The sequence below is a fragment of the Bacillus sp. NPDC094077 genome, from assembly GCF_050279465.1.
Taxonomy (GTDB): Bacteria; Bacillota; Bacilli; order Bacillales; family Bacillaceae_G; genus Bacillus_A.
The window spans coordinates 124,723-144,839 of record NZ_JBNNUF010000009.1 but is presented as its reverse complement, the minus strand read 5'-3'; the positions used below and the strand labels follow the sequence as shown (position 1 = coordinate 144,839).

18 protein-coding genes, 1 pseudogene and 1 riboswitch are annotated in these 20,117 nt (G+C 34.6%); of the genes and pseudogenes, 14 read left to right on the top strand and 5 right to left on the bottom strand.

Features of this window, described 5'->3' with window-relative positions; all coding sequences use genetic code 11:
* The first annotated feature begins 1 nt into the window (after nt 1).
* Nucleotides 2-1,228 (top strand): ATP-binding protein, encoded by a 1,227-nt coding sequence (locus ACQKNR_RS20595; protein ID WP_427320123.1) that lies wholly within the window; start codon nt 2-4, stop codon nt 1,226-1,228.
* A 225-nt stretch (nt 1,229-1,453) separates the two neighbouring features.
* Nucleotides 1,454-1,834, top strand: coding sequence for a hypothetical protein (locus tag ACQKNR_RS20590; protein ID WP_427320121.1), 381 nt, complete (start codon nt 1,454-1,456; stop codon nt 1,832-1,834).
* Nucleotides 1,835-2,022: 188 nt separating this feature from the next.
* Here ACQKNR_RS20590 and ACQKNR_RS20585 read toward each other — a convergent pair whose 3' ends face one another.
* Nucleotides 2,023-2,655, bottom strand: coding sequence for a cyclase family protein (locus tag ACQKNR_RS20585; RefSeq protein WP_427320119.1), 633 nt, complete (start codon nt 2,653-2,655; stop codon nt 2,023-2,025).
* 85 nt (nt 2,656-2,740) lie between these two features.
* Nucleotides 2,741-2,853, bottom strand: a riboswitch (SAM riboswitch).
* A gap of 150 nt (nt 2,854-3,003) precedes the next feature.
* On the opposite strand from ACQKNR_RS20585, the gene ACQKNR_RS20580 reads away from it, so the two are divergent.
* Both ACQKNR_RS20580 and ACQKNR_RS20575 read left to right on the top strand, forming a co-directional pair.
* A complete protein-coding gene (locus tag ACQKNR_RS20580) occupies nt 3,004-4,113 on the top strand; it encodes a PRK06851 family protein (protein ID WP_427320117.1) in 1,110 nt (369 codons plus the stop codon).
* Nucleotides 4,114-4,224: 111 nt separating this feature from the next.
* On the top strand, nt 4,225-5,007 hold the full coding sequence (locus ACQKNR_RS20575) for a nucleotidyltransferase domain-containing protein (RefSeq protein ID WP_427320115.1): 783 nt from the start codon (nt 4,225-4,227) through the stop codon (nt 5,005-5,007).
* A gap of 234 nt (nt 5,008-5,241) precedes the next feature.
* Here the strand turns inward: ACQKNR_RS20575 and ACQKNR_RS20570 are convergent, their stop codons facing one another.
* The gene (locus tag ACQKNR_RS20570) at nt 5,242-6,768 is read right to left on the bottom strand and encodes an FAD-dependent oxidoreductase (RefSeq protein ID WP_427320113.1); all 1,527 of its coding nucleotides are present in this window, start codon (nt 6,766-6,768) and stop codon (nt 5,242-5,244) included.
* Between the two features lie 734 nt (nt 6,769-7,502).
* On the opposite strand from ACQKNR_RS20570, the gene ACQKNR_RS20565 reads away from it, so the two are divergent.
* Nucleotides 7,503-8,588, top strand: a complete 1,086-nt coding sequence (locus tag ACQKNR_RS20565) for a fatty acid desaturase family protein (RefSeq protein ID WP_427320111.1) — start codon at nt 7,503-7,505, stop codon at nt 8,586-8,588.
* A 53-nt stretch (nt 8,589-8,641) separates the two neighbouring features.
* Here ACQKNR_RS20565 and ACQKNR_RS20560 read toward each other — a convergent pair whose 3' ends face one another.
* The 3 genes from ACQKNR_RS20560 to ACQKNR_RS20550 all read right to left on the bottom strand — a co-directional run bounded on the left by ACQKNR_RS20560 (nt 8,642) and on the right by ACQKNR_RS20550 (nt 11,064).
* Complete coding sequence (locus tag ACQKNR_RS20560; RefSeq protein ID WP_427320109.1) at nt 8,642-9,334, bottom strand: amino acid ABC transporter permease; 693 nt, start codon at nt 9,332-9,334, stop codon at nt 8,642-8,644.
* Nucleotides 9,335-9,425: 91 nt separating this feature from the next.
* Nucleotides 9,426-10,220 carry an ABC transporter substrate-binding protein gene (locus ACQKNR_RS20555; RefSeq protein WP_427320107.1) on the bottom strand — a complete coding sequence of 265 codons (795 nt, stop codon included), beginning with the start codon at nt 10,218-10,220 and terminating at the stop codon, nt 9,426-9,428.
* Between the two features lie 121 nt (nt 10,221-10,341).
* Complete coding sequence (locus tag ACQKNR_RS20550) at nt 10,342-11,064, bottom strand: amino acid ABC transporter ATP-binding protein (RefSeq protein ID WP_427320106.1); 723 nt, start codon at nt 11,062-11,064, stop codon at nt 10,342-10,344.
* Nucleotides 11,065-11,273: 209 nt separating this feature from the next.
* Between ACQKNR_RS20550 and ACQKNR_RS20545 the strand changes: the two are divergent.
* The 9 genes and pseudogenes from ACQKNR_RS20545 to ACQKNR_RS20505 form a co-directional block, all read left to right on the top strand.
* A pseudogene (locus ACQKNR_RS20545) lies at nt 11,274-11,576 on the top strand (methyl-accepting chemotaxis protein); the annotation flags it as partial.
* 39 nt (nt 11,577-11,615) lie between these two features.
* Entirely contained in the window at nt 11,616-12,566 is a 951-nt protein-coding gene (locus ACQKNR_RS20540; RefSeq protein WP_427320239.1) for a methyl-accepting chemotaxis protein, read from the top strand.
* Nucleotides 12,567-12,866: 300 nt separating this feature from the next.
* Nucleotides 12,867-13,316: an arginine repressor gene (gene argR / locus ACQKNR_RS20535; RefSeq protein WP_427320104.1), complete on the top strand. Its 450-nt coding sequence runs from the start codon at nt 12,867-12,869 to the stop codon at nt 13,314-13,316.
* A gap of 269 nt (nt 13,317-13,585) precedes the next feature.
* Nucleotides 13,586-14,818 (top strand): arginine deiminase, encoded by a 1,233-nt coding sequence (gene arcA / locus ACQKNR_RS20530; RefSeq protein ID WP_427320102.1) that lies wholly within the window; start codon nt 13,586-13,588, stop codon nt 14,816-14,818.
* 30 nt (nt 14,819-14,848) lie between these two features.
* The gene (argF, locus tag ACQKNR_RS20525; protein WP_427320100.1) at nt 14,849-15,847 is read left to right on the top strand and encodes an ornithine carbamoyltransferase; all 999 of its coding nucleotides are present in this window, start codon (nt 14,849-14,851) and stop codon (nt 15,845-15,847) included.
* A gap of 99 nt (nt 15,848-15,946) precedes the next feature.
* Entirely contained in the window at nt 15,947-17,362 is a 1,416-nt protein-coding gene (gene arcD / locus ACQKNR_RS20520; RefSeq protein WP_427320098.1) for an arginine-ornithine antiporter, read from the top strand.
* Between the two features lie 37 nt (nt 17,363-17,399).
* Nucleotides 17,400-18,362: a carbamate kinase gene (gene arcC, locus ACQKNR_RS20515; protein ID WP_427320096.1), complete on the top strand. Its 963-nt coding sequence runs from the start codon at nt 17,400-17,402 to the stop codon at nt 18,360-18,362.
* Nucleotides 18,363-18,565: 203 nt separating this feature from the next.
* Nucleotides 18,566-19,255 carry a Crp/Fnr family transcriptional regulator gene (locus tag ACQKNR_RS20510; protein WP_193413945.1) on the top strand — a complete coding sequence of 230 codons (690 nt, stop codon included), beginning with the start codon at nt 18,566-18,568 and terminating at the stop codon, nt 19,253-19,255.
* A gap of 156 nt (nt 19,256-19,411) precedes the next feature.
* On the top strand, nt 19,412-20,095 hold the full coding sequence (locus tag ACQKNR_RS20505; RefSeq protein ID WP_427320094.1) for an ABC transporter permease: 684 nt from the start codon (nt 19,412-19,414) through the stop codon (nt 20,093-20,095).
* The last annotated feature ends 22 nt before the right edge of the window (nt 20,096-20,117 follow it).

Genomic DNA, 20,117 nt, shown 5'->3' with positions numbered 1-20,117 from the left:
TATGAACAAATACAAGAGCTTGATTTATGAAGAAAGAAAAGCTTTAAAGGTATTTATATTATTATTCTATATTATATTCTTTTTATATGACGCTATATATTATTTTGTATATCCCGCTATGAATATTAATGGAACAACGGTAGGTTGGCCAAAAGGTAGCCTTGGGATAGGTGTATATATATTTGTAGTAGCATTATTTCCTATTTCGATATATCTTCAAAAAAAAGGCTATGTATATTCTGTAAAATATTTATTTTTATTTGGGTACATGTTTATCAACCTTATTAATAATTTAATGATTTATTTACGAACTGATAGAGCTTTTGAACATGGTAGTATGGTAGAAATGTTATTAATTTTATTTGCACCGGTTTTCGTGAACAGAAAATATTTTTATTTAGTTTCCTTTAGTGTAATTGGAAAGTACGTACTTTTTACATTGATATTACAAGATTTAAAGGTTGTGATTCCGCTTGTTCTATGTATATTCTATTTCATTATTTCACATTCTTTGTTAAAACGATTTCAATCTTATGTAAGAACAGTGGTTGAAATGATGAACAATATGAAAGAGACGGAAAATTTAGCTGTTATTGGTACAATGTCTACAACAATTGCTCATGAAATTCGAAATCCATTAACAGCTTTAAAAGGATTTACGCAAATGCAAAAAGAAAGAAACCCTGCTGATACGATGAGCTATGACATTATGTTACAAGAAATTGAAAGAATTAATGGCTTTGTGAGTGAATTGATGTTACTAGGAAAACCGAAACCAATAAATTATGAATGGTGTAATATACAAGGAATCCTTTTATATGTTGTCCAGTTAATGGAAAGTTATGCAACGCAATATAGAGTGGAATTTCATTTGCAAGTAGATGGGAATTTACCTGTTATAAGCGGCGATGATAAACAGTTAAAACAAGTGTTGTTAAATATTATTAAAAACGGAATAGAATCAATGCCGGAAGGTGGAGACATTCATATTCGTGCATATGAAAAAACTGGAGGGTATTTGTGTATTTCTGTCGAGGATCAGGGCTTTGGTATAGAGCAGGAGAAATTAGAGAAGATTGGAAAGGCTTTTTACACAACAAAGGAGAATGGTACAGGACTTGGTTTAATGATTACATATAAAATTATTAAGGAACATCAAGGGAGTATCACGATTCAAAGTAGTATGGGTGTGGGAACGAAAGTGGAAATTTATTTACCGACAATGTAGTGAAGTAGAAGGAATTATTTTTCAGAAAAGTGTTCTTGTTGTGTAAATATAAACATTTTATAAAATGTTTCAAGAAGGGTTTTTTTTATAAAACACTTCGTTTATAATGAAGGAAAATATCGACATGAGATTAGTTACTCGTGTAACGGTTCGGTAGTGTTATGAAAAAAGAGGGGTGCACAGGCATCCTTTTTTCTATGCAGATATTATGAAAGAGGTGGTATGATGGAATTAACATTAAATTCGACTGTATGTTTACACACGATTCAATTTCGAAAAGAGCAAAAGAATTATATCGTAAAAGATACAATTACAGGAGAGAAATATGAAATGCCGCCACTTTGGATTGATGCACTGGCAATGATGCGTGACGGTTTTTTATTAGGAGAAATTGAGGAGAAATTAAAAGAAGAGTATCCGGCCGAAGAAGTAAATATGTTAGCATTCACGAGGCAACTGTTAGAGCTAGAACTTGTCGGAATGGTAGATGGAGAAGAGATAACTTGTACAAAGAAGAAAGAGAAAGATTATTTAGCCTGGGTACGCCCTCGGATGGAACAATTACTTCTTAATTTAAATAAAAAATATAGAAGCAAAGGTCAGTAATGATCTTTGCTTTTTCGTTTATCCCGCATTAACGGGCAGTAAGACTCCCACCTCAAAATTCGGCGAATGCGAGGGAGTTAGGTGGGAGATCAACTGCCCGTAAACGCCCGATTGGTTCAACTAATAATCAGTGGGGGATGGACAAAACCCCCACTGATTAAAGTTTCACTTTATAAGTAGATCTTGTTTTAAAAAATAACAGCGAATGCTCTTGCGAAAGCACCATCACTATCTTTAATTTTTAAAGGTGCTGCAGAGAAAAAGAAACGTTTCGCGTTAATGGCATCTAGATTTGTTAAGTTTTCGATTAGATAAATATTATTCCCTAGTAATATGTGATGAATTGGTGATGTTTCTGTCGTTACCTCATCAGGAGAAATAAAATCTAAACCGACGGATTTTACTTTTAGTCGAACTAATTCTTTAGCTAATTCTTCGGAAAGATAAAATGCTTCTTTCTCATAAGCTTCTGTATTCCATTTATTAGATAGGTTGGAATGGAAAATGACAATATTGCCTTCTTTTATGTCGGTACCATGTAATACTTCCTTAGGTAATTTTCGCTCTTGAATATGAGTTACATCGATAAGTACAGCTTCGCCTACAAATTGATCAAGGGGTAATTGATCAATAGTGGTTGCACCTGAAATGAAATGCGCAGGAGCATCACAATGCGTACCCACATGAACGACAGAATGGAAATCTGTAACTTGATAACCTGTTTCTTCAACACTTGTAATTGCTTCTAGTTGGATTTTTGGTGTTCCGGGAAATTGAGACATATTATTTTCAAACGTTTGTGATAGATCAATTACTTTCATTTTACATACCTCCAATATATGTTTTTCAGATAATAAAAAGCCCATCCTTCATAATCAAGAAAGATGAGCTTTACATACTAGTTGAGTTTTATCTTCCAAAATGCAATGCACTCTGCAGGAATTAGCACCTATTCAGTTCTTATAAACTGAGGTTGCTGGGCTTCAAAGGGCCGGTCCCTCTGCCTCTCTTGATAAAGGTATATTCAGTTTTAAAGTCCAGAATATTTATAATATTTAAATTGTATTTCATTTCCTTTTTTTGCGCAACACAAATTAGGTATTCACCCAAATAAAGTTGCTCGCATATTGTAGCTTATGTAAATAGAATGCTGCGAAGGAGTGAGTGCAGTGACAGGAAATGTATTGAATTATTATGCTGGTGGAAATACAGCTAGGGGATTTCATAATTTATACGAAGAGAATTTAAAAGGGCTAGACAGATTATTTATTTTAAAGGGTGGTCCAGGAACAGGGAAATCTTCTTTAATTAAGGCAATGGGTCGTGAATGGGTTGAAAAAGGATATGATATTGAACTTTTGCATTGTTCTTCTGATAATAAGTCAGTTGATGGAGTGATTATCCCGAAATTAAAAGTAGGAATTGTTGATGGAACATCACCGCATGTTATTGAGCCAAAGATGCCAGGAGTTGTTGAAGAGTATATAAATTTAGGAGTTGCTTGGGACTCAGATAAATTAAGAAAGCAGAGGCTAGAAATTGAACGATTTGTTTCAGAAGCAAGCAAAGCTTTTCAAACTGCTTACGGGTGCTTTAAAGAGGCGTTAGTTATACATGATGAGTGGGAGAAAATATATATTAATAATATTGATTTTAACAAAGCAAATGAACTAACGGATCAGCTAATTCAGAAATTATTTACAGATAAAAGTGGGCAAAAATCGATTGTAAAACATCGTTTTTTAGGAGCTGCTACACCGAAAGGAGCAGTTGATTTTGTTCCTAATTTAACAGAAGGATTACCACATCGTTATTTTATAAAAGGACGCCCGGGCTCTGGAAAATCAACAATGCTCAAAAAGTTAGCGAAGGTAGCAGAAGAAAAAGGATTTGACGTTGAAGTATATCATTGCGGATTTGACCCGAATAGTCTCGATATGGTTATCGTAAGAGAATTAGGATTTGCAATTTTTGATAGTACCGCACCACATGAATATTTTCCAAGTCGCGAAGGTGATGAGATTATAGATATGTATGCTCTTATTGTTACACCGGGGACGGATGAAAAGTATGCTAAAGAAATTCGTGACGTTTCCATTCAATATAAAGCAAAAATGAATGAGGCGATGTCTTTCTTAGCAAAAGCAAAATCAGTTCGTGATAAATTAGAACGAATTTATATTACTGCTATGGATTTTTCAAAAGTGGATGTATATAAAGAGGAAATTCAAAAAGAGTTTGAACGAATTGCCGCTACTGTAATCGAAAAGAAAAAATAGGCTTTTTCAAACTGTCAGAAAATTTCTGGCAGTTATTTTAGTATGTAGTAAAATTAGTGGTATATTTGTCGAATTTCCAAGGAAATAATCAAAAAATGGGGATGGTATGAAATGAGAGAAAAAATTGAATTAGAGTTAGAAAGAATTGAAAAAGAGAATGATGTGAAAATTTTATTTGCAGTGGAATCAGGGAGTCGTGCTTGGGGATTTCCATCGAAAGATAGCGATTATGATGTTAGGTTTGTTTATATACATCCAGTAGAATGGTATTTATCAATTCATGATAAACGTGATGTAATTGAATATCCAATTAGTGATGATTTAGATATAAGCGGATGGGATATTAAAAAGGCATTGCAACTATTCGCGAAGTCAAATCCAGCTTTACTTGAGTGGATTCGATCACCAATTTTTTATTCAAAAAACTCTAATTTTCCAGAGCAGCTTCAGCAAATGAGTGAAAAGAATTTTGATCCAAAAGCAACGATATATCATTACTTACATATGGCGTCGAAAAATTATCGTGAATTTTTACAAGATGAGAATGTAAAATTGAAAAAGTATTTTTATGTATTACGTCCTATTTTAGCCTGTAAGTGGCTAGAAGAGAAAGGGACATTGCCTCCAGTAGAATTTGACAGATTAATTACAGAACTATCTATAGAACGTAGTGTATTAAATGAGATTGAGAAGTTGTTAGTAAAGAAAAAAGCGGGTACTGAATTAGATGTTGGATTGAAAATTAAGGTGCTAAATCAATTTTTAGAAGAACAAATTGATTACTACCAGCAATACGTGAAAGGGATTGAAAAGGGATTAGGGATTGATATTGAGAGTTTGAATACATTATTTAGAAATATGTTGTTTGAAGTATACAAAAAAGAGCACAAGTAAGTTTGTGCCCTTTTTTATCCCGCTATTTGCGGGCAGTAAGACACCCACCTCAAAATTCGGCTGGGGCGAAGAAGTTAGGTGGGAGTCGGGCTGCTCGTAAACTCCCGATTGGTGTGGACTAATAATCAGTGGGGGATGAACAAAACCCCACTGATTAAAGCTTCACTTTATCTGAAAAGGCGTCAGAGAAAATAAAGAAGTTCAACAGGAATTCTGTTGAACTTCTTTATTTTTTTACTCATTATCAACTCGCTTTAATGGTTGATCTGCTGGACCTTCAATAACGTCCCCCTCAATTGAAAAACGAGAACCGTGACAAGGACAATCCCAAGTGCAGTCACCGTTATTCCATTCAACTTCGCAGCCAAGGTGTGTACAAGTTGTATCGACGATATGCAATTTTCCTTCTTTGTCTTTATAAGCACCTGCTCGTTTACCGTTGACATGTACAACAGATCCTTCGCCAACTTCAAGGTCTTCTGGTTTACGTAATGCGGTTTCAATTTTTCCTTCAATTAAATGTTTAGCAACATCAATGTTCTGAGAAAGGAATGTTTTTATATCTGGATTTGCATGAAATCTTGATGGCGCAAATAGTTCTTTATATGGACTGTGGACTTTTAAAATGGAATCCTTCAGTAAATGAGCGGCAGCAGTTCCAGTTGTCATTCCCCATTTACGATATCCAGTTGCAACAAATATATTTGGATTCCTTTCGTTAATATGTCCGATATAAGGGAGCTTGTCTAGAGTAATCAAATCTTGCGCTGACCATCTATAGGGAACTTCATCTACTCCAAAAGTTGCTTCAGCAAAAGAATATAGTGCTTCATAATGAAACATCGTATTTATTCCTTGTCCTGTTTTATGGCTTTCTCCACCAATTAAAATTAATTTTTCTCCATTGCTTGTTGTATAGCGTAAGGAGCGTTTTGGATCATCGATACTTAAATACATGCCACCTGGATAATCCGCTTTTGCTTTTATTGCAAGAGCATAGGAGCGTTCTGCGTACATTCGCGTAAAGAAAAAGCTGTTAGCATCATAAAAAGGAAAATGTGAACAAGAGACAACATATTCACAAGAGATGCGCTGGCCGCTCTTGGTAATTACTTGTGGATAATCTCCTTTTTCCACATCAATAGCTGTTGTTTGCTCATAAATCTTTCCGCCCATCTCCACAAACTTTTCTAAAAGTGTTTTCAAATAAAGGAGCGGATGGAATTGTGCTTGATTTTTCATTACAAGTGCAGATTGTACTGGAATAGGAATCGATAGAGATTGGACATAGTCACAAGGGATATTTAATTTTTGATAAGCTTCATATTCTTTTGATAAATTTCTTAATCCGTTATCGGTTGTTGTATATAAATATGAATCTTCATTTGAGAAATTACAGTCGATTTTATATGTTTGCACAGTGTCACTTATGAATTGTAGAGCGCGATTATTTGATTCATAGTAAAGTTGAGCTTTTTCAACACCGAAATGATTTATTAGTTCGTCATAAATAAGATCGTGTTGTGCGGTTACTTTCGCCGTTGTATGTCCAGTCGTTCCGTTTAAAATAAGGCCGGAATCAATTAATACAACGTTAATACCTTCTTTTGCGAGTAGATAGGCAGTGGTAACACCTGTAATACCAGCACCGATAACAGCAACTTGCGTCTTTATATTTTCGGATAAACGAGGGAAAGTAGGAAACTGGGTAGATTCAATCCAATAAGATAGTGGGAATTGTGGAAATGTATCACTTGTCATTACGGAAACCTCCTGATTTAGAACAATTTTCCTTTTAATATTTCCATATTATATGAAATTCATGTGTGTTGTTTTAGAAGGAGTCTATTTTTATCCCGCTATTTGTGGGCAGTAAGACTCCCACCTCAAAATTCGGCTGGAGCAAAGAAGTTAGGTGGGAGATCAACTGCCCGTAAACGCCCGATTGGTTCAACTAATAATCAGTGGGGGATGAACAAAACCCCCCTGATTAAAGTTTCACTTTATTAAAAGGAAGGTATTAATTATTTTGATATAATTATTTGAGGATCTCAGTATGAAGAGGTATGGGTTGTGTAAAGCTAAATTCAGATGAGTTCATTTGTTATTTACATAGAGAGTTCTTGAATAAGAGGGAGTCTATAGCACTTAAGTGCGTGTACATATATAACGGATAAACCCTTATAAAATCTATGGTTTTTCTTTAGTGAAATAAAGTATAATTATAAAAATATAACCAACTTTTATTACTAGGTCATAAAAGTTGTTGACAATATAGAAAGTCTATTGTTATGATTCATCATGTGGAAAGGTTGATAGAGAGTAAAAAGAGAAATGTTTTTCATTGATAATAAAAGCGAAAAAATAAGTGACGATAGAGTGAGTATATTTTCCTTATAATGAATGCTTTTGGGATCACCTAGTAAAATCAATCTGGAAGCAACAATTGATATATGCAAGTTGCGCAGGGCGCGGCATCAGAAAGGGGCAAAAGGATGAAGGAGCTTCATACGTTTGGGTGGTATGCAGCGCGTGTATCACCACATTTGCCGAAAAAAGCATTTAAACCAGTTCCTACTCGTTTATTTGGTGGACTGGCTTATTTACTTGTGGCATTGGCGGGATTAATAACGATTGGTGTATTTGAATTGAATGTGTGGGTAAATCTAGGAATTGCGATTGTTCTTGGATTATGTTTTGCTTCACTTGGATTTTTAGGGCATGAAATTTTACATGGAACAGTTGTAAGAAAGGCATGGCTTCGTGATTTCTTAGGAGCGATTGCATTTATGCCATTATCAACAGGACCAAAACTTTGGAGAAAGTGGCATAATGCAACGCATCATGTTCATACACAGCATGAAGAAAATGATCCAGATGCATGGCCGACACTTGAGAAGCTTAAAAAGAGTAAGTTTTTGAGTTGGGTATATCACATGCCTCTTCATGTACGTTCATTCTTTAGTTTTCTGTCATTAACAATTCAATTTACATTGCATTCGACTCGAATGTTCTTTCATTTTATTAAGGAATTTAAGTCATCCAATCAAAAATCTGTATGGCTTCAACTTCTTTTGCCTTGGACAGTTTGGATTAGTTTATTGTTTATTATGGGACCTGCAAAATGGTTATTTGCATATGTGATTCCGTTGTTAATTGCTAACTTTATTGTAATGGCATATATCGCAACAAATCACCGCTTAAATCCAATTGTTCCAGTAAATGATCCGTTAGCAAACTGTTTATCAGTAACAGTGCCGCGCTGGGTAGACGTTTTACATTTCAATTTCTCATATCACACAGAACATCATCTGTTTCCTGCTATGAGCTCTAAATACTATCCGTTAGTAAAAGAGAAAATTAAAGAAATGTGGCCGGAACGCTATCATGAGATGCCAATGACAAAAGCTTTGGCGGCGCTATGGAATACACCACGTGTATACTATCAAGGAAGTGAGTTAATTGATCCGCATAAAGAACATTTCTACGGTTCTTTAGGAAATGGATTAGACCCTCATAATATTTCATATCGTGAGGAACATATAGAGGAAAAAGAAAGTATTAAAAAAGCAAATCAGTAAAAGTTGATATATTTTTGCAGTGAAAAAGCAAGCCTAAGATGGCTTGCTTTTTCTTATAAAGAAACTTCTTTTTTGTTTTTTGTATGGACTTGGATAGAGTTAGTCTCTTTTCGTTGAAGTCGTTTTTCTAAAAGATTAACAAAATAAGTAAATAGAAGAACAAGTACGAGATAGTATAAACCAACGATTATATATGTATCTAATTGTTGGAAGTTACCTGCGGCAATTGATAGACCTGATCCCCATAATTCAGACAGCCCTACGTAAGCAACAAGTGAAGAATCTTTTAATCCAATAATAAATTGATTCCCTAGAGGAGGAAGAGACAGACGGAATGCTTGTGGTAATATAATCCGGCGCATAGCTAAAGGGTAAGGCATACCTAAAGAACGAGCAGCTTCCAATTGTCCCCTGTCGACGGATTGAATGGAGCCGCGGAAAATTTCAGTAATATATGCACCGTTATGAATTGCTAAAGCAATTGCACCTGCCCAAAAAGGCGTGAAAACAACAACAGATGTAATACCAAAATAGAGAATCGCGATTTGAACAATTAAAGGTGTACCACGAATAATGGCGATATATACATGAGCGATACTATTTAAAACTTTATTGTTAGAGATTCGAAAGAAAGCGAATAGTAATCCAATTAATGAACCGAGTACTAGGGAAGTTAATGTTAATTGTAATGTGACAATAGTAGCTTTTAAGAGTGTGGGATAGGTAGAAATAAAAATTTCAAACATGTGTGTCACCTCATATTGTATAGATTTTAGTAGAGAATGAAATGCCCCACACAAAGTGGGGCATGATTTATGGAACCTTTGAAGGGCTAAATTACTTTATTTTCGCCTCTTCCCCAAGAATATTACGGCCAAACCATTTTTTACTGATCTTTTCATACGTACCATCTTTAATGATTTCATCTAAAGCTTTATTTACTTTTTCAACCATTTCTTTATCGTCCTTGCGAATAGCGATACCCATTTCATCAAGATTTAATGGTTTTCCAGCTTCTTTTATGTTAGACTTTCCTTCTTTAATCATACGTAGACCAACCATTTGATCAGTAATTACTGCATCAACACGCCCGGGTTCTAAGTCCATAAGAGCAGTAATATCACTATCGTATTCTGTAATTTGATCTGTATATTTTGCAACAAGAGTTTTAAAGGTACTAGCTTTTACAACACCAATTTTCTTACCCTTCAAATCTTCTGGAGAAGAGATAGAGGTATTCTTTTTAGCTACAAAAATTTGAGCACCAGAGCGATAATATGGGTTTGAGAAACTAACAGCTTTTAATCGTTCTTCTGTAATAGCCATACTTCCCAATATCACATCATATTTTTTTGATTGTAGACCTTGAATTAGCGTTTCCCATGGATTTGTAATAGGAGTAGGTTTCATATTCATTTTCTTGGCAAGCGCCTCACCTATTTCTACATCAAACCCGGCAAGCTTTCCGTCATTTTCTTTATAGTTAAAAGGTTTATATAATCCGCTCATCGCATAGCGAAACTCTTTTTCATTATTTGATGAAGTAGTAGAGCTCTCCTTGCTACAGGCTCCTAGTATGAAGGATGTACATAGCGTAATGCTCGCAACAATGGTTAGTAATTTTTTTTTCATAAAACCCCTCCTATAAATTGATCATACGGATGGTTTTAAGTATGTTATCGAGATATTTTATTTGGACAATTAGTTGTGCACCGTATGAATATATTTCTTTACATGTGAAATAGTAGTTCGCTTATAAAACGTTGCGTAAAAATTGTTTTGCCCGTTCATGTGATGGAGCTGAGAAGAATTGTTCGGGCGGAGCATCCTCTACAATTTTCCCATCATCCATAAAGATGACGCGATCAGCTACATCTCTTGCGAAATTCATTTCATGAGTAACAATAACCATCGTCATTCCTTCTTCAGCAAGTTCTTTCATAACTTGCAACACTTCTCCAACAAGTTCAGGGTCTAAGGCTGAGGTAGGTTCATCAAATAGCATAATTTTAGGGTTCATAGCAAGAGCCCGTGCAATTGCAACGCGTTGTTTTTGACCACCTGAAAGTAGGTGGGGAGTTACATCCGCCTTATCTTGCAGGCCGACTTTTTGGAGGAGTTGATTTCCAATCTCCTTTGCATTTGTTGTCTCTAATTTTTTTACGTGAATAGGTGCTTCTATGATGTTTTCTAATGAGGTCATATGAGGAAAGAGGTTAAAGTGCTGAAAAACCATACCGACATTTTCACGGACTTTGTTTAAATTTGAATGCTTTGGATCAATCCGTTCACCTTGTAAATGAATTTCACCTTCATCGTACATTTCTAAAAAGTTAAGACAGCGAAGTAATGTACTTTTTCCAGAACCACTGGCACCAATTAAAACAACAACTTCTTTTTCTTTTACTTCTAAATCAATTCCTTTTAAAACATCGAGTGAGCCAAATGATTTTACTAGATTTCGAACTTGAATCATACAAAACCCCCAGTCAAAAATATATTTTACAAATTTTGCCCCTTATTTCTGTTATTAGTCACAAATTGTCAGAATCCTTTATTTTTTTTGTGGGATTTGATATTCAAAGAAATAGTGGTTTTTAAAATCTCTATATCTTTCTATAACGAAAATATGGATAATAATATATAGGTGATACTTATATTGCTTATAAGAAGGGGGAAGAAGAGATGGAAAAAGAAAGGAAAACATTTTCCTTTGGTTTACGTATACAGCTTATGTTATTTACTACAATTTTGGCTTTAATTACATACTCAACAAGTTTATTTTTCATCTATGTCATTTACGATTATTTTCAAATTTATGTAAGTCAAACTGTTTATAATATTATCGTTATGTTATTAGGGGTAGTATGGTCTGGGATTTTAGCATATGGAGCAGCCATACTTTTAATTAAACCACTTCGGAAGTTGGAGGAAGCTGCAAGGAAAGCGGCTGAAGGTGATATTCGTGCAGATGTCCCATTACCAAAGACAGATGATGAGATTAAATCATTAAGTGTTGCATTTAATATGATGCTAGGAAACTTAAGGGGCATGGTAAAAAATATTGATACTACATTTTCGTATACAAATAATCAAGTTCAGCAAATTAGAAAACAAACAGGCGAAGCGACGAAGCAAGCACAGGGTGTGTCTGAAACTCTTGCAGAGATTTCTTACGGCGCTGAGCAATCAGCAGCATCAATTCAGGCGATTGTTTCTACTGTTGATACAACGACTTCGATTGCGAGGGAAGTAGAGGGAAAAGCGAAACAATCTGACGATTTGTCTTCGGCAATGGTTCAAGCTCTAGGTCAAAGTACACGCGTTTTTACTTCTTTAATTCAAGGTATTCAAACATTGGCGAAAGAAAATGAAGATTCGATGCAAAATGTACAGAAGTTAGAAGAGCGAATGAAACAAGTTGAACACATTGTTTCTGTTGTGAGTGAGATTGCTAGTCAAACAAATTTATTGGCACTAAACGCTTCTATTGAGGCAGCTCGTGCAGGAGAGCATGGAAGGGGCTTTGCGGTTGTAGCAGAAGAAGTACGTAAATTGGCTGATGAAAGTGATCATTCCGCAAGAAACATATCTCAATTATTACGGAATATGCAAGATGAGGTGCAACAAGTCGCATTGAAAATGACAGAGCAAGTAAAAACAGCTAAAGAAGAGGCCAAACGTGGGGAAGCTACAGAATTAATTTTAAAAGAAATGTCATCAAGTGTTATGGAAGTAGCCAATGCAACCAAGCAAATTAGTAGTTATATGAATGAACAAGTGAGTCACATTCATCAAACAGGAGCACAAACAAAGGCCGTAGCAGCAATTGCTGAAGAAACGTCAGCTGGTTCACAAGAAGTGGCGCGTGTGACGCTGCGACAGTCTAAAAATATGATAGCAATTGATCAATTATTAAAAGATTTAGAGAAGCAAGCAATTGACTTGAAACAGACAATTGAACGATTTTCAATGTAAAAGAGAGGAACAGAATGCTGTTCTTTCTTTTTTATCCCGCTATTTGTGGGCAGTAAGACACCCACCTCAAAATTCGGCTGGAGCAAAGAAGTTAGGTGGGTGTCGGGCTACCTGTAAACGCCCGATTGGTGTGGGCTAATAATCAGTGGGGGATGAACAAAACCCCCACTGATTAAAGTTTCACTTTATTTAGCTAGATTTAATATCCACAGTTAAACTATGAACGTTTCCGCAACTTTCTTTTTTGTCCCTTTCGGATGAAAATTATAGCGAGCTATAATATTAAAAGGGGTGTCTTTTATGAAAAAAGAAAAAAGACAACGATTAATTAAACAATTTGTAAAGGAGTATGAAATAGATAAGCAAGAAAGATTAGTAGAATTGTTAGCAGAAAAAGATGTATTAGTAACACAAGCTACGGTTTCTCGAGATATTCGCGAGTTAAGCTTAACGAAGGTACCTTCTCAGGAAGGATTAATGATATATAAAATTTTTTCAGAAGAGCATCTACAAACGGATATAAAGTTAAAGAAAAAATTACGAGAGGTTGTTGTAAAAATTGATTGTGTAGATCAATTAATGGTTATTAAAACATTACCTGGTAATGCACATGTTATTGGTGTTTTGTTTGATGAGTTAGAGTGGAAAGAAAAAATAGGGTGTATATGTGGAAATGATACATGCCTTATAATTTCTCAGTCGAAATCAGATAGGGAGATTTTAGAAGAAAGGTTAAATTTAATTATTTAGATGCAAAATCCTGTTTTTAATAAAAATTAAAAACAGGATTTTTGTTTAAATACGGAAGTTAAATATTCAACATATATGCGTAATATATGTATTTTTTTATTAAAAAAGCTTGGTGAAGTGTTATAAAAATACAAATTTATATGATTTTAAAAAAACAACTTGTTTAATATTTCACAATGATAATGTGGATGCTTTCACAAAGATGAAAGCGCGTAGCATTTATTATGTACTTGTAAGACATCAAACATATTTAAAAGGAGGTACAACAAATGAAGCATCCGATACATGTTACTTCAGAAATTGGGGAATTACAAACGGTTTTATTAAAACGACCGGGTAAAGAAGTGGAAAACTTAACGCCAGATTATTTGCAGCAATTATTATTTGACGATATTCCATACTTACCAATTATTCAAAAAGAGCATGATTATTTTGCACAAACATTACGCAATCGGGGTGTTGAAGTTCTTTATTTAGAAAAACTAGCTGCTGAAGCATTAGTAGATAAAAAACTTCGAGAAGAATTTGTTGATCGTATTTTAAAAGAAGGACAGGCTGACGTAAATGTTGCACATCAAACTTTAAAAGAATATTTACTTTCCTTTTCAAATGAAGAATTAATTCAAAAAATTATGGGTGGTGTACGGAAAAACGAAATTGAAACAAGTAAGAAGACACATTTATACGAATTAATGGAAGATCATTATCCGTTTTACTTAGACCCAATGCCTAATTTATATTTTACTCGTGATCCAGCAGCTAGCGTGGGCGATGGCTTAACGATAAATAAGATGAGAGAACCGGCGCGTAGACGTGAATCATTATTCATGGAGTACATCATTAAATATCATCCAAGATTTGCAAATCACAATGTGCCAATTTGGCTAGATCGTGATTATAAGTTTCCAATTGAAGGTGGCGATGAGCTAATTTTAAATGAAGAAACAATTGCAATTGGAGTATCTGCCCGTACTTCAGCTAAAGCAATTGAACGTTTAGCTAAAAATCTCTTTAGCCGACAAAATAAAATAAAAAAAGTGTTAGCGATAGAAATTCCGAAATGCCGAGCATTTATGCATTTAGATACAGTATTTACAATGGTTGATTATGATAAGTTTACAATTCACCCAGCCATTCAAGGGCCAAAAGGAAATATGAATATTTATATTTTAGAAAAAGGTCCAGATGAGGAAACTCTTAAAATTACACACCGCACTTCTTTAATGGAAGCATTAAAAGAGGTATTAGGTTTAAGTGAATTAGTTCTTATTCCTTGTGGAGGAGGAGATGCAATTGCTTCCGCTCGTGAACAATGGAATGACGGTTCTAATACATTAGCAATTGCGCCAGGTGTAGTTGTTACATATGATCGCAACTATGTATCCAATACTTTATTACGGGAACATGGTATAGAAGTCATTGAGGTGCTAAGTTCGGAATTGTCTCGTGGTCGTGGGGGTCCACGTTGCATGAGTATGCCGATTGTTCGTAAAGATATTTAGTATAAATAACGGAGAAAGTAGGGATGAAGTATGTTAATGACTAGACCAAATTTAAAAGGAAGAAGTTTTCTAGCTGAAAAAGATTTTACACAAGAAGAATTATTATATTTTCTAGATTTAGCAGCGGAATTAAAAGAGAAAAAGAAAAACGGTATCCCACATCATTATTTAGAAGGTAAAAATGTAGCGCTCTTATTTGAAAAAACCTCTACTCGTACGCGATGTGCATTTACAGTAGCATGTACAGATTTAGGTGCGAACCCTGAATATTTAGGGAAAGGTGATATTCAGCTTGGGAAAAAAGAATCCGTAGAGGATACAGCAAAAGTGTTAGGACGCATGTTTGACGGAATTGAGTTTCGTGGATTTAATCATGAAACTGTAGAATCTTTAGCGCAAAATTCTGGTGTACCCGTTTGGAATGGATTAACAGATATGTGGCATCCAACACAAACGCTCGCAGATTTATTAACTATTAGAGAACATGTAGGGAAACTAAAAAACGTGAAGCTCGTTTACGTTGGCGATGGACGAAATAATGTTGCTAATAGTTTACTAGTTGGTGGAGCAATCGTTGGAATGGATGTACGTATTTGTACACCGGAATCTTTATGGCCAGAGCAAGAAGTAATTGACTTAGCAAAAAAATATAATGAACAGGTAATGATAACAAGTAATGTGGAAGAAGCTGTTGCGGATGCAGATGTAATTTATACAGATGTATGGGTGTCTATGGGAGAAGAAGAAAAATTTGCTGAACGTGTCGAGTTATTGAAACCTTATCAAGTAAATATGCAGATGATTAAAGAAACAGGAAATGAAAACGTGATTTTCTTACATTGTTTACCTGCATTTCATGATGTTGAAACGATGTATGGCGAAGAAGTTTATGAGAAATATGGGTTGAAAGAAATGGAGGTAACTGACGAAGTATTCCGCAGTAAACATTCAAAGGTATTTGATCAAGCTGAAAATAGAATGCATACAATTAAAGCGGTTATGGCAGCTACTTTAGGAAATATGGAGTAAAGAAGAAAGGAAGTCTTCCTTTCTTCTTTCTCCTCCTTTAGACACTATCATTCACTATTGCTTTCGTATTGTTATTGCAATTAAAGAGAGGTGAGTGGAATGGGTGAAGATAAGAAATTAGGGTTGTTTACATTAACGGCTCTTGTAGTTGGGTCTATGATTGGCGGTGGAGCATTTAATTTAGCAAGTGATATGGCAAAAGGTGCTGGTGCTGGAGCCATTATTATTGGCTGGGTTATAACAGGAATTGGGATGATTGCGCTTGGATTATCTTTTCAAAATCTAACTGTAAAACGGCCAGATTTAGACGGTGGTATTTTTAGTTATGCAAAAGCAGGATTTGGTAATTTCATGGGGTTTAATAGTGCGTGGGGATATTGGCTATCTGCTTGGCTTGGTAATGTAGCTTACGGCACATTATTATTTTCTTCATTAGGGTATTTCTTTCCAATCTTTGAAGGCGGTCAAAATGTAGCCTCCATTATTGGTGCAAGCGTATTATTATGGTGTGTTCACATGTTAATTTTACGTGGAGTTCAATCAGCAGCACTTGTGAATTTAGTCACTACAATCGCAAAATTAGTACCTGTATTTGTATTTATTGTCTTAGGAATCTTCGCGTTTCATATTGATACGTTCCTAGATGGATTTTGGGGACAAGCTGGTTCTTTTTCATGGGGAGCGGTTGGCAGCCAAGTTAAAAGTACAATGCTTGTAACTCTATGGGTGTTCATTGGGGTAGAAGGGGCTGTTGTTTTATCTAGTCGAGCAAAAAATAGAAGTGACGTAGGAAAAGCAACGGTTATTGGCTTAATTGGTACACTCATCATTTACATTTTAATTACATTATTGTCTCTTGGACTTATGCAGCAAGCAGATATTGCTAATTTAAAAAATCCGGCTATGGCTTATTTATTTGAAAGTGTTGTTGGAAAATGGGGTGCCATTTTTATTAATTTAGGTTTAGTCATCTCTGTATTAGGTGCTTGGTTAGGATGGACTTTGCTCGCTTCTGAAATTCCATATTTAGCGGCTAAAGATGGAGTATTTCCAAAATGGTTTGCAAAAGAAAATAAAAATAAGGCTCCAGTAAATTCATTATGGATAACAAATGGTTTAATTCAAATGTTCTTATTAACATTCGTTGTTTCCGATCAGGCGTATAACTTTGCATTTTCTTTAGCATCTTCAGCTATTTTAATCCCATATGCTTTTTCAGCATTTTATCAACTGAAGCATAGTTTAAAGTCTGAAGAAACAGATCGAAATAAAAATATAATAATTGGCCTGATAGCAAGTATTTATGGCGTGTGGTTAGTTTATGCGGCTGGTTTAGAGTATTTATTATTAACAATGACTTTATATGCGCCAGGTATTTTTATTTTTTACAATGTTCAAAAGCAAAAGAGTTCGAAGCAAATATTTACTCGAGTGGAATTAGCATCATCGGTAGCAATTGGTGCTTTAGCATTCTTTGCGATTTATGGATTAATTACAGGCAGCATTACTTTATAAAGCGCTGTGAAAGCGAAATCAACTGGAGGGCTGAAATATGGCACGAAGAAAAATTGTAGTTGCACTAGGGGGAAATGCGATACAGTCTGGAAAAGCTACTGCGGGAGCACAGCAAGAAGCGTTGGAAAAAACAGCGGAACAACTCGTGAAAATAATGGAAAATGATGTAGATATAGTAATTGCGCATGGAAATGGCCCACAAGTGGGGAATATTTTATTACAGCAAAAAGCTGCAGAAACGGAAAAGACACCTGCAATGCCATTAGATACTTGTGGAGCAATGAGCCAAGGGATGATTGGATATTGGATGGAAAATGCGATTGAAAAGGCATTGAAAAAACGGAATATAAAAAAAGACGTAGCAACGGTTATAACACGCGTTGTTGTGGATAAAAAAGATGAGGCATTTAAAAACCCAACTAAACCAATTGGTCCTTTTTATACAGAAGAAGAAGCCAGAAGATTAATGGACGAAACAAAAGCAGTGTTTAAAGAAGATGCTGGTAGAGGGTGGAGACGTGTTGTTCCATCACCGAAGCCTGTAAGTATTCATGAACATAAAGTGATTAATTCTTTGGTCGAAGATGGAAATATAGTGATAGCTGTTGGCGGTGGTGGAATTCCAGTAATTGATTCCGAAGAAGGGCTAAAAGGAACTGAAGCGGTTATTGATAAAGATTTCGCTGCGCAGAAATTAGCTGAATTAGTAGATGCCGATACGCTCGTAATTTTAACTGCAGTTGATCATGTGTATGTAAATTATAATCAACCGAATCAAAAAAAATTAGAGCATGTCACAGTGAATAAATTAGAAGAATACATTGAGGAACAGCAATTTGCTGCGGGAAGTATGCTTCCAAAAATTGAAGCTGCTATTAATTTTGTTAATACAAATCCAAAACGAAAAACAATTATTACGTCTTTAGAAAAAGTATATGAAGCACTAGAAGAAAAAGCGGGTACTATTATTTCTAAACAGGATGTATGCATGTATGTTTAAATAATTATGTACTCTACTTATTAATAAATAAAAAGAATGAAGTTACTAACTTCATTCTTTTTATTTATTAATATTTTTTGTACTCATTGTTCATAAAGTTTTCATGATGAAATCCGAATATGAAAGTTAATTATGATAAAATTCAAATTGAATACGCTTTCTTTATTTTTCGCTCCAACATACAGCAAGAGAGAGGGAGTTTTATGAATAGACGGAACGTAGTTAAAGATTTAAAGCAGTTTGAATTATTTGCTCATTTAACAGAAAAGAAATTGAAAGGTTTGACGGAGTTTGTCTATTGGCGAACTTATAAAAAGGGTCAATTTTTATTTTTAGAAGGGGATTCAAGAGAAAGAATTTACTTCATGTTAGATGGTTTTGTAAAGTTAGAGCGGGTAAATCAAAGTGGAAATTTATTATATGATGACTATGTAAAGCGGTATTCTATTTTTCCTTATGGTGGTATGTTTACAGACAGAGGATATAACTATACGGCAGAAGCGATGACAGATGTAGAGGTATATTATATTCCGACAGTAATTTTCGAAGATATGGTGAAATCTAGTAGAACGCAATTAATGCACGTTGTTCAGCAATTATCATCAATATTAAAACTGAACGAAAATCGAGTGCAAAATATTACGATTCCTAATGCACAAGATCGGGTCATTCAAACATTAAATTATTTAATGCAGGATTTAGGAGAACAAAGTGGCGAAACGATTGTCATTTCCTGCCCACTTACAACAATTGAAATATCGAAAATATCTGGTACGTCTCGAGAGACGGTTAGCGGCGTATTAAAACAATTAAAAAATGATAGTATAGTTACAATTCTGGATAAAAAAATTACAATACATAATCCAACATATTTTGAGGAAATCTCTATGTGAAAATTGCATATTGATTTTCTAATTCATACTGTATATTAATAAAGTTCTTTATATATTTATAAGGAGCTTTTTTACGTTACCCTCTATAAAAAGGTTGTATAGTATGGTAATAATAGCTAAAATCGATAATAAAAAACAAAGGGAAGGGGAGAAAGAATGGTCCGAATCGAGTATGATCGATTAGTAGCTATTTGTTACAGTATAGGGGTTTTGTTATTATTAAAAATTCCAAATGATAATGAATTAATTGGGGAAAAGCTATTCAATGTCTATAAGGTTCCGGTACATACGTATATTTATATGGATTATAAAGTCTCAAATATATTGATTGTTTCGTTCGTACTACATGTAATCGCATTTATATTATTTGTAAAATGGCTAGGAAAAAAGGAATCTAGTACATTTAGAACAATGAATAAGATAAAAGTAGTAGGCATTAGTATTTTGATTTTAATGATGCCGTTTATTTTAAATAACATCCTCCAGACATTGAATAAAACATGGTACTACGCAGGAAAAACAGGGGTAGAAGCAATAGAATATAAAAAAGAAGATAGCCAGTGTAGAATGGAGAAAAATGGAGAGGATATCGAACAAAAGTGCATTGTTACTTTAAAAAATTATCGTAATCATTCACAAGCATTAAAAGTTGTTTTATATGATAATGGAAACGAGAATGCAAAAAGTTATCCAGTACCGAAACCAGTCTATTTACAAAAACATGAGACAAAGCAATTCGAATTTAAAATTCCTGTTGTTTATAGTAGCGGTATTGAAAGAGATAAAGTACCAAATATTAAATTACATTCATTGCATGAAAACAATGAGAAGTACAATTAATCTATAATTGAAAGTTTATGAG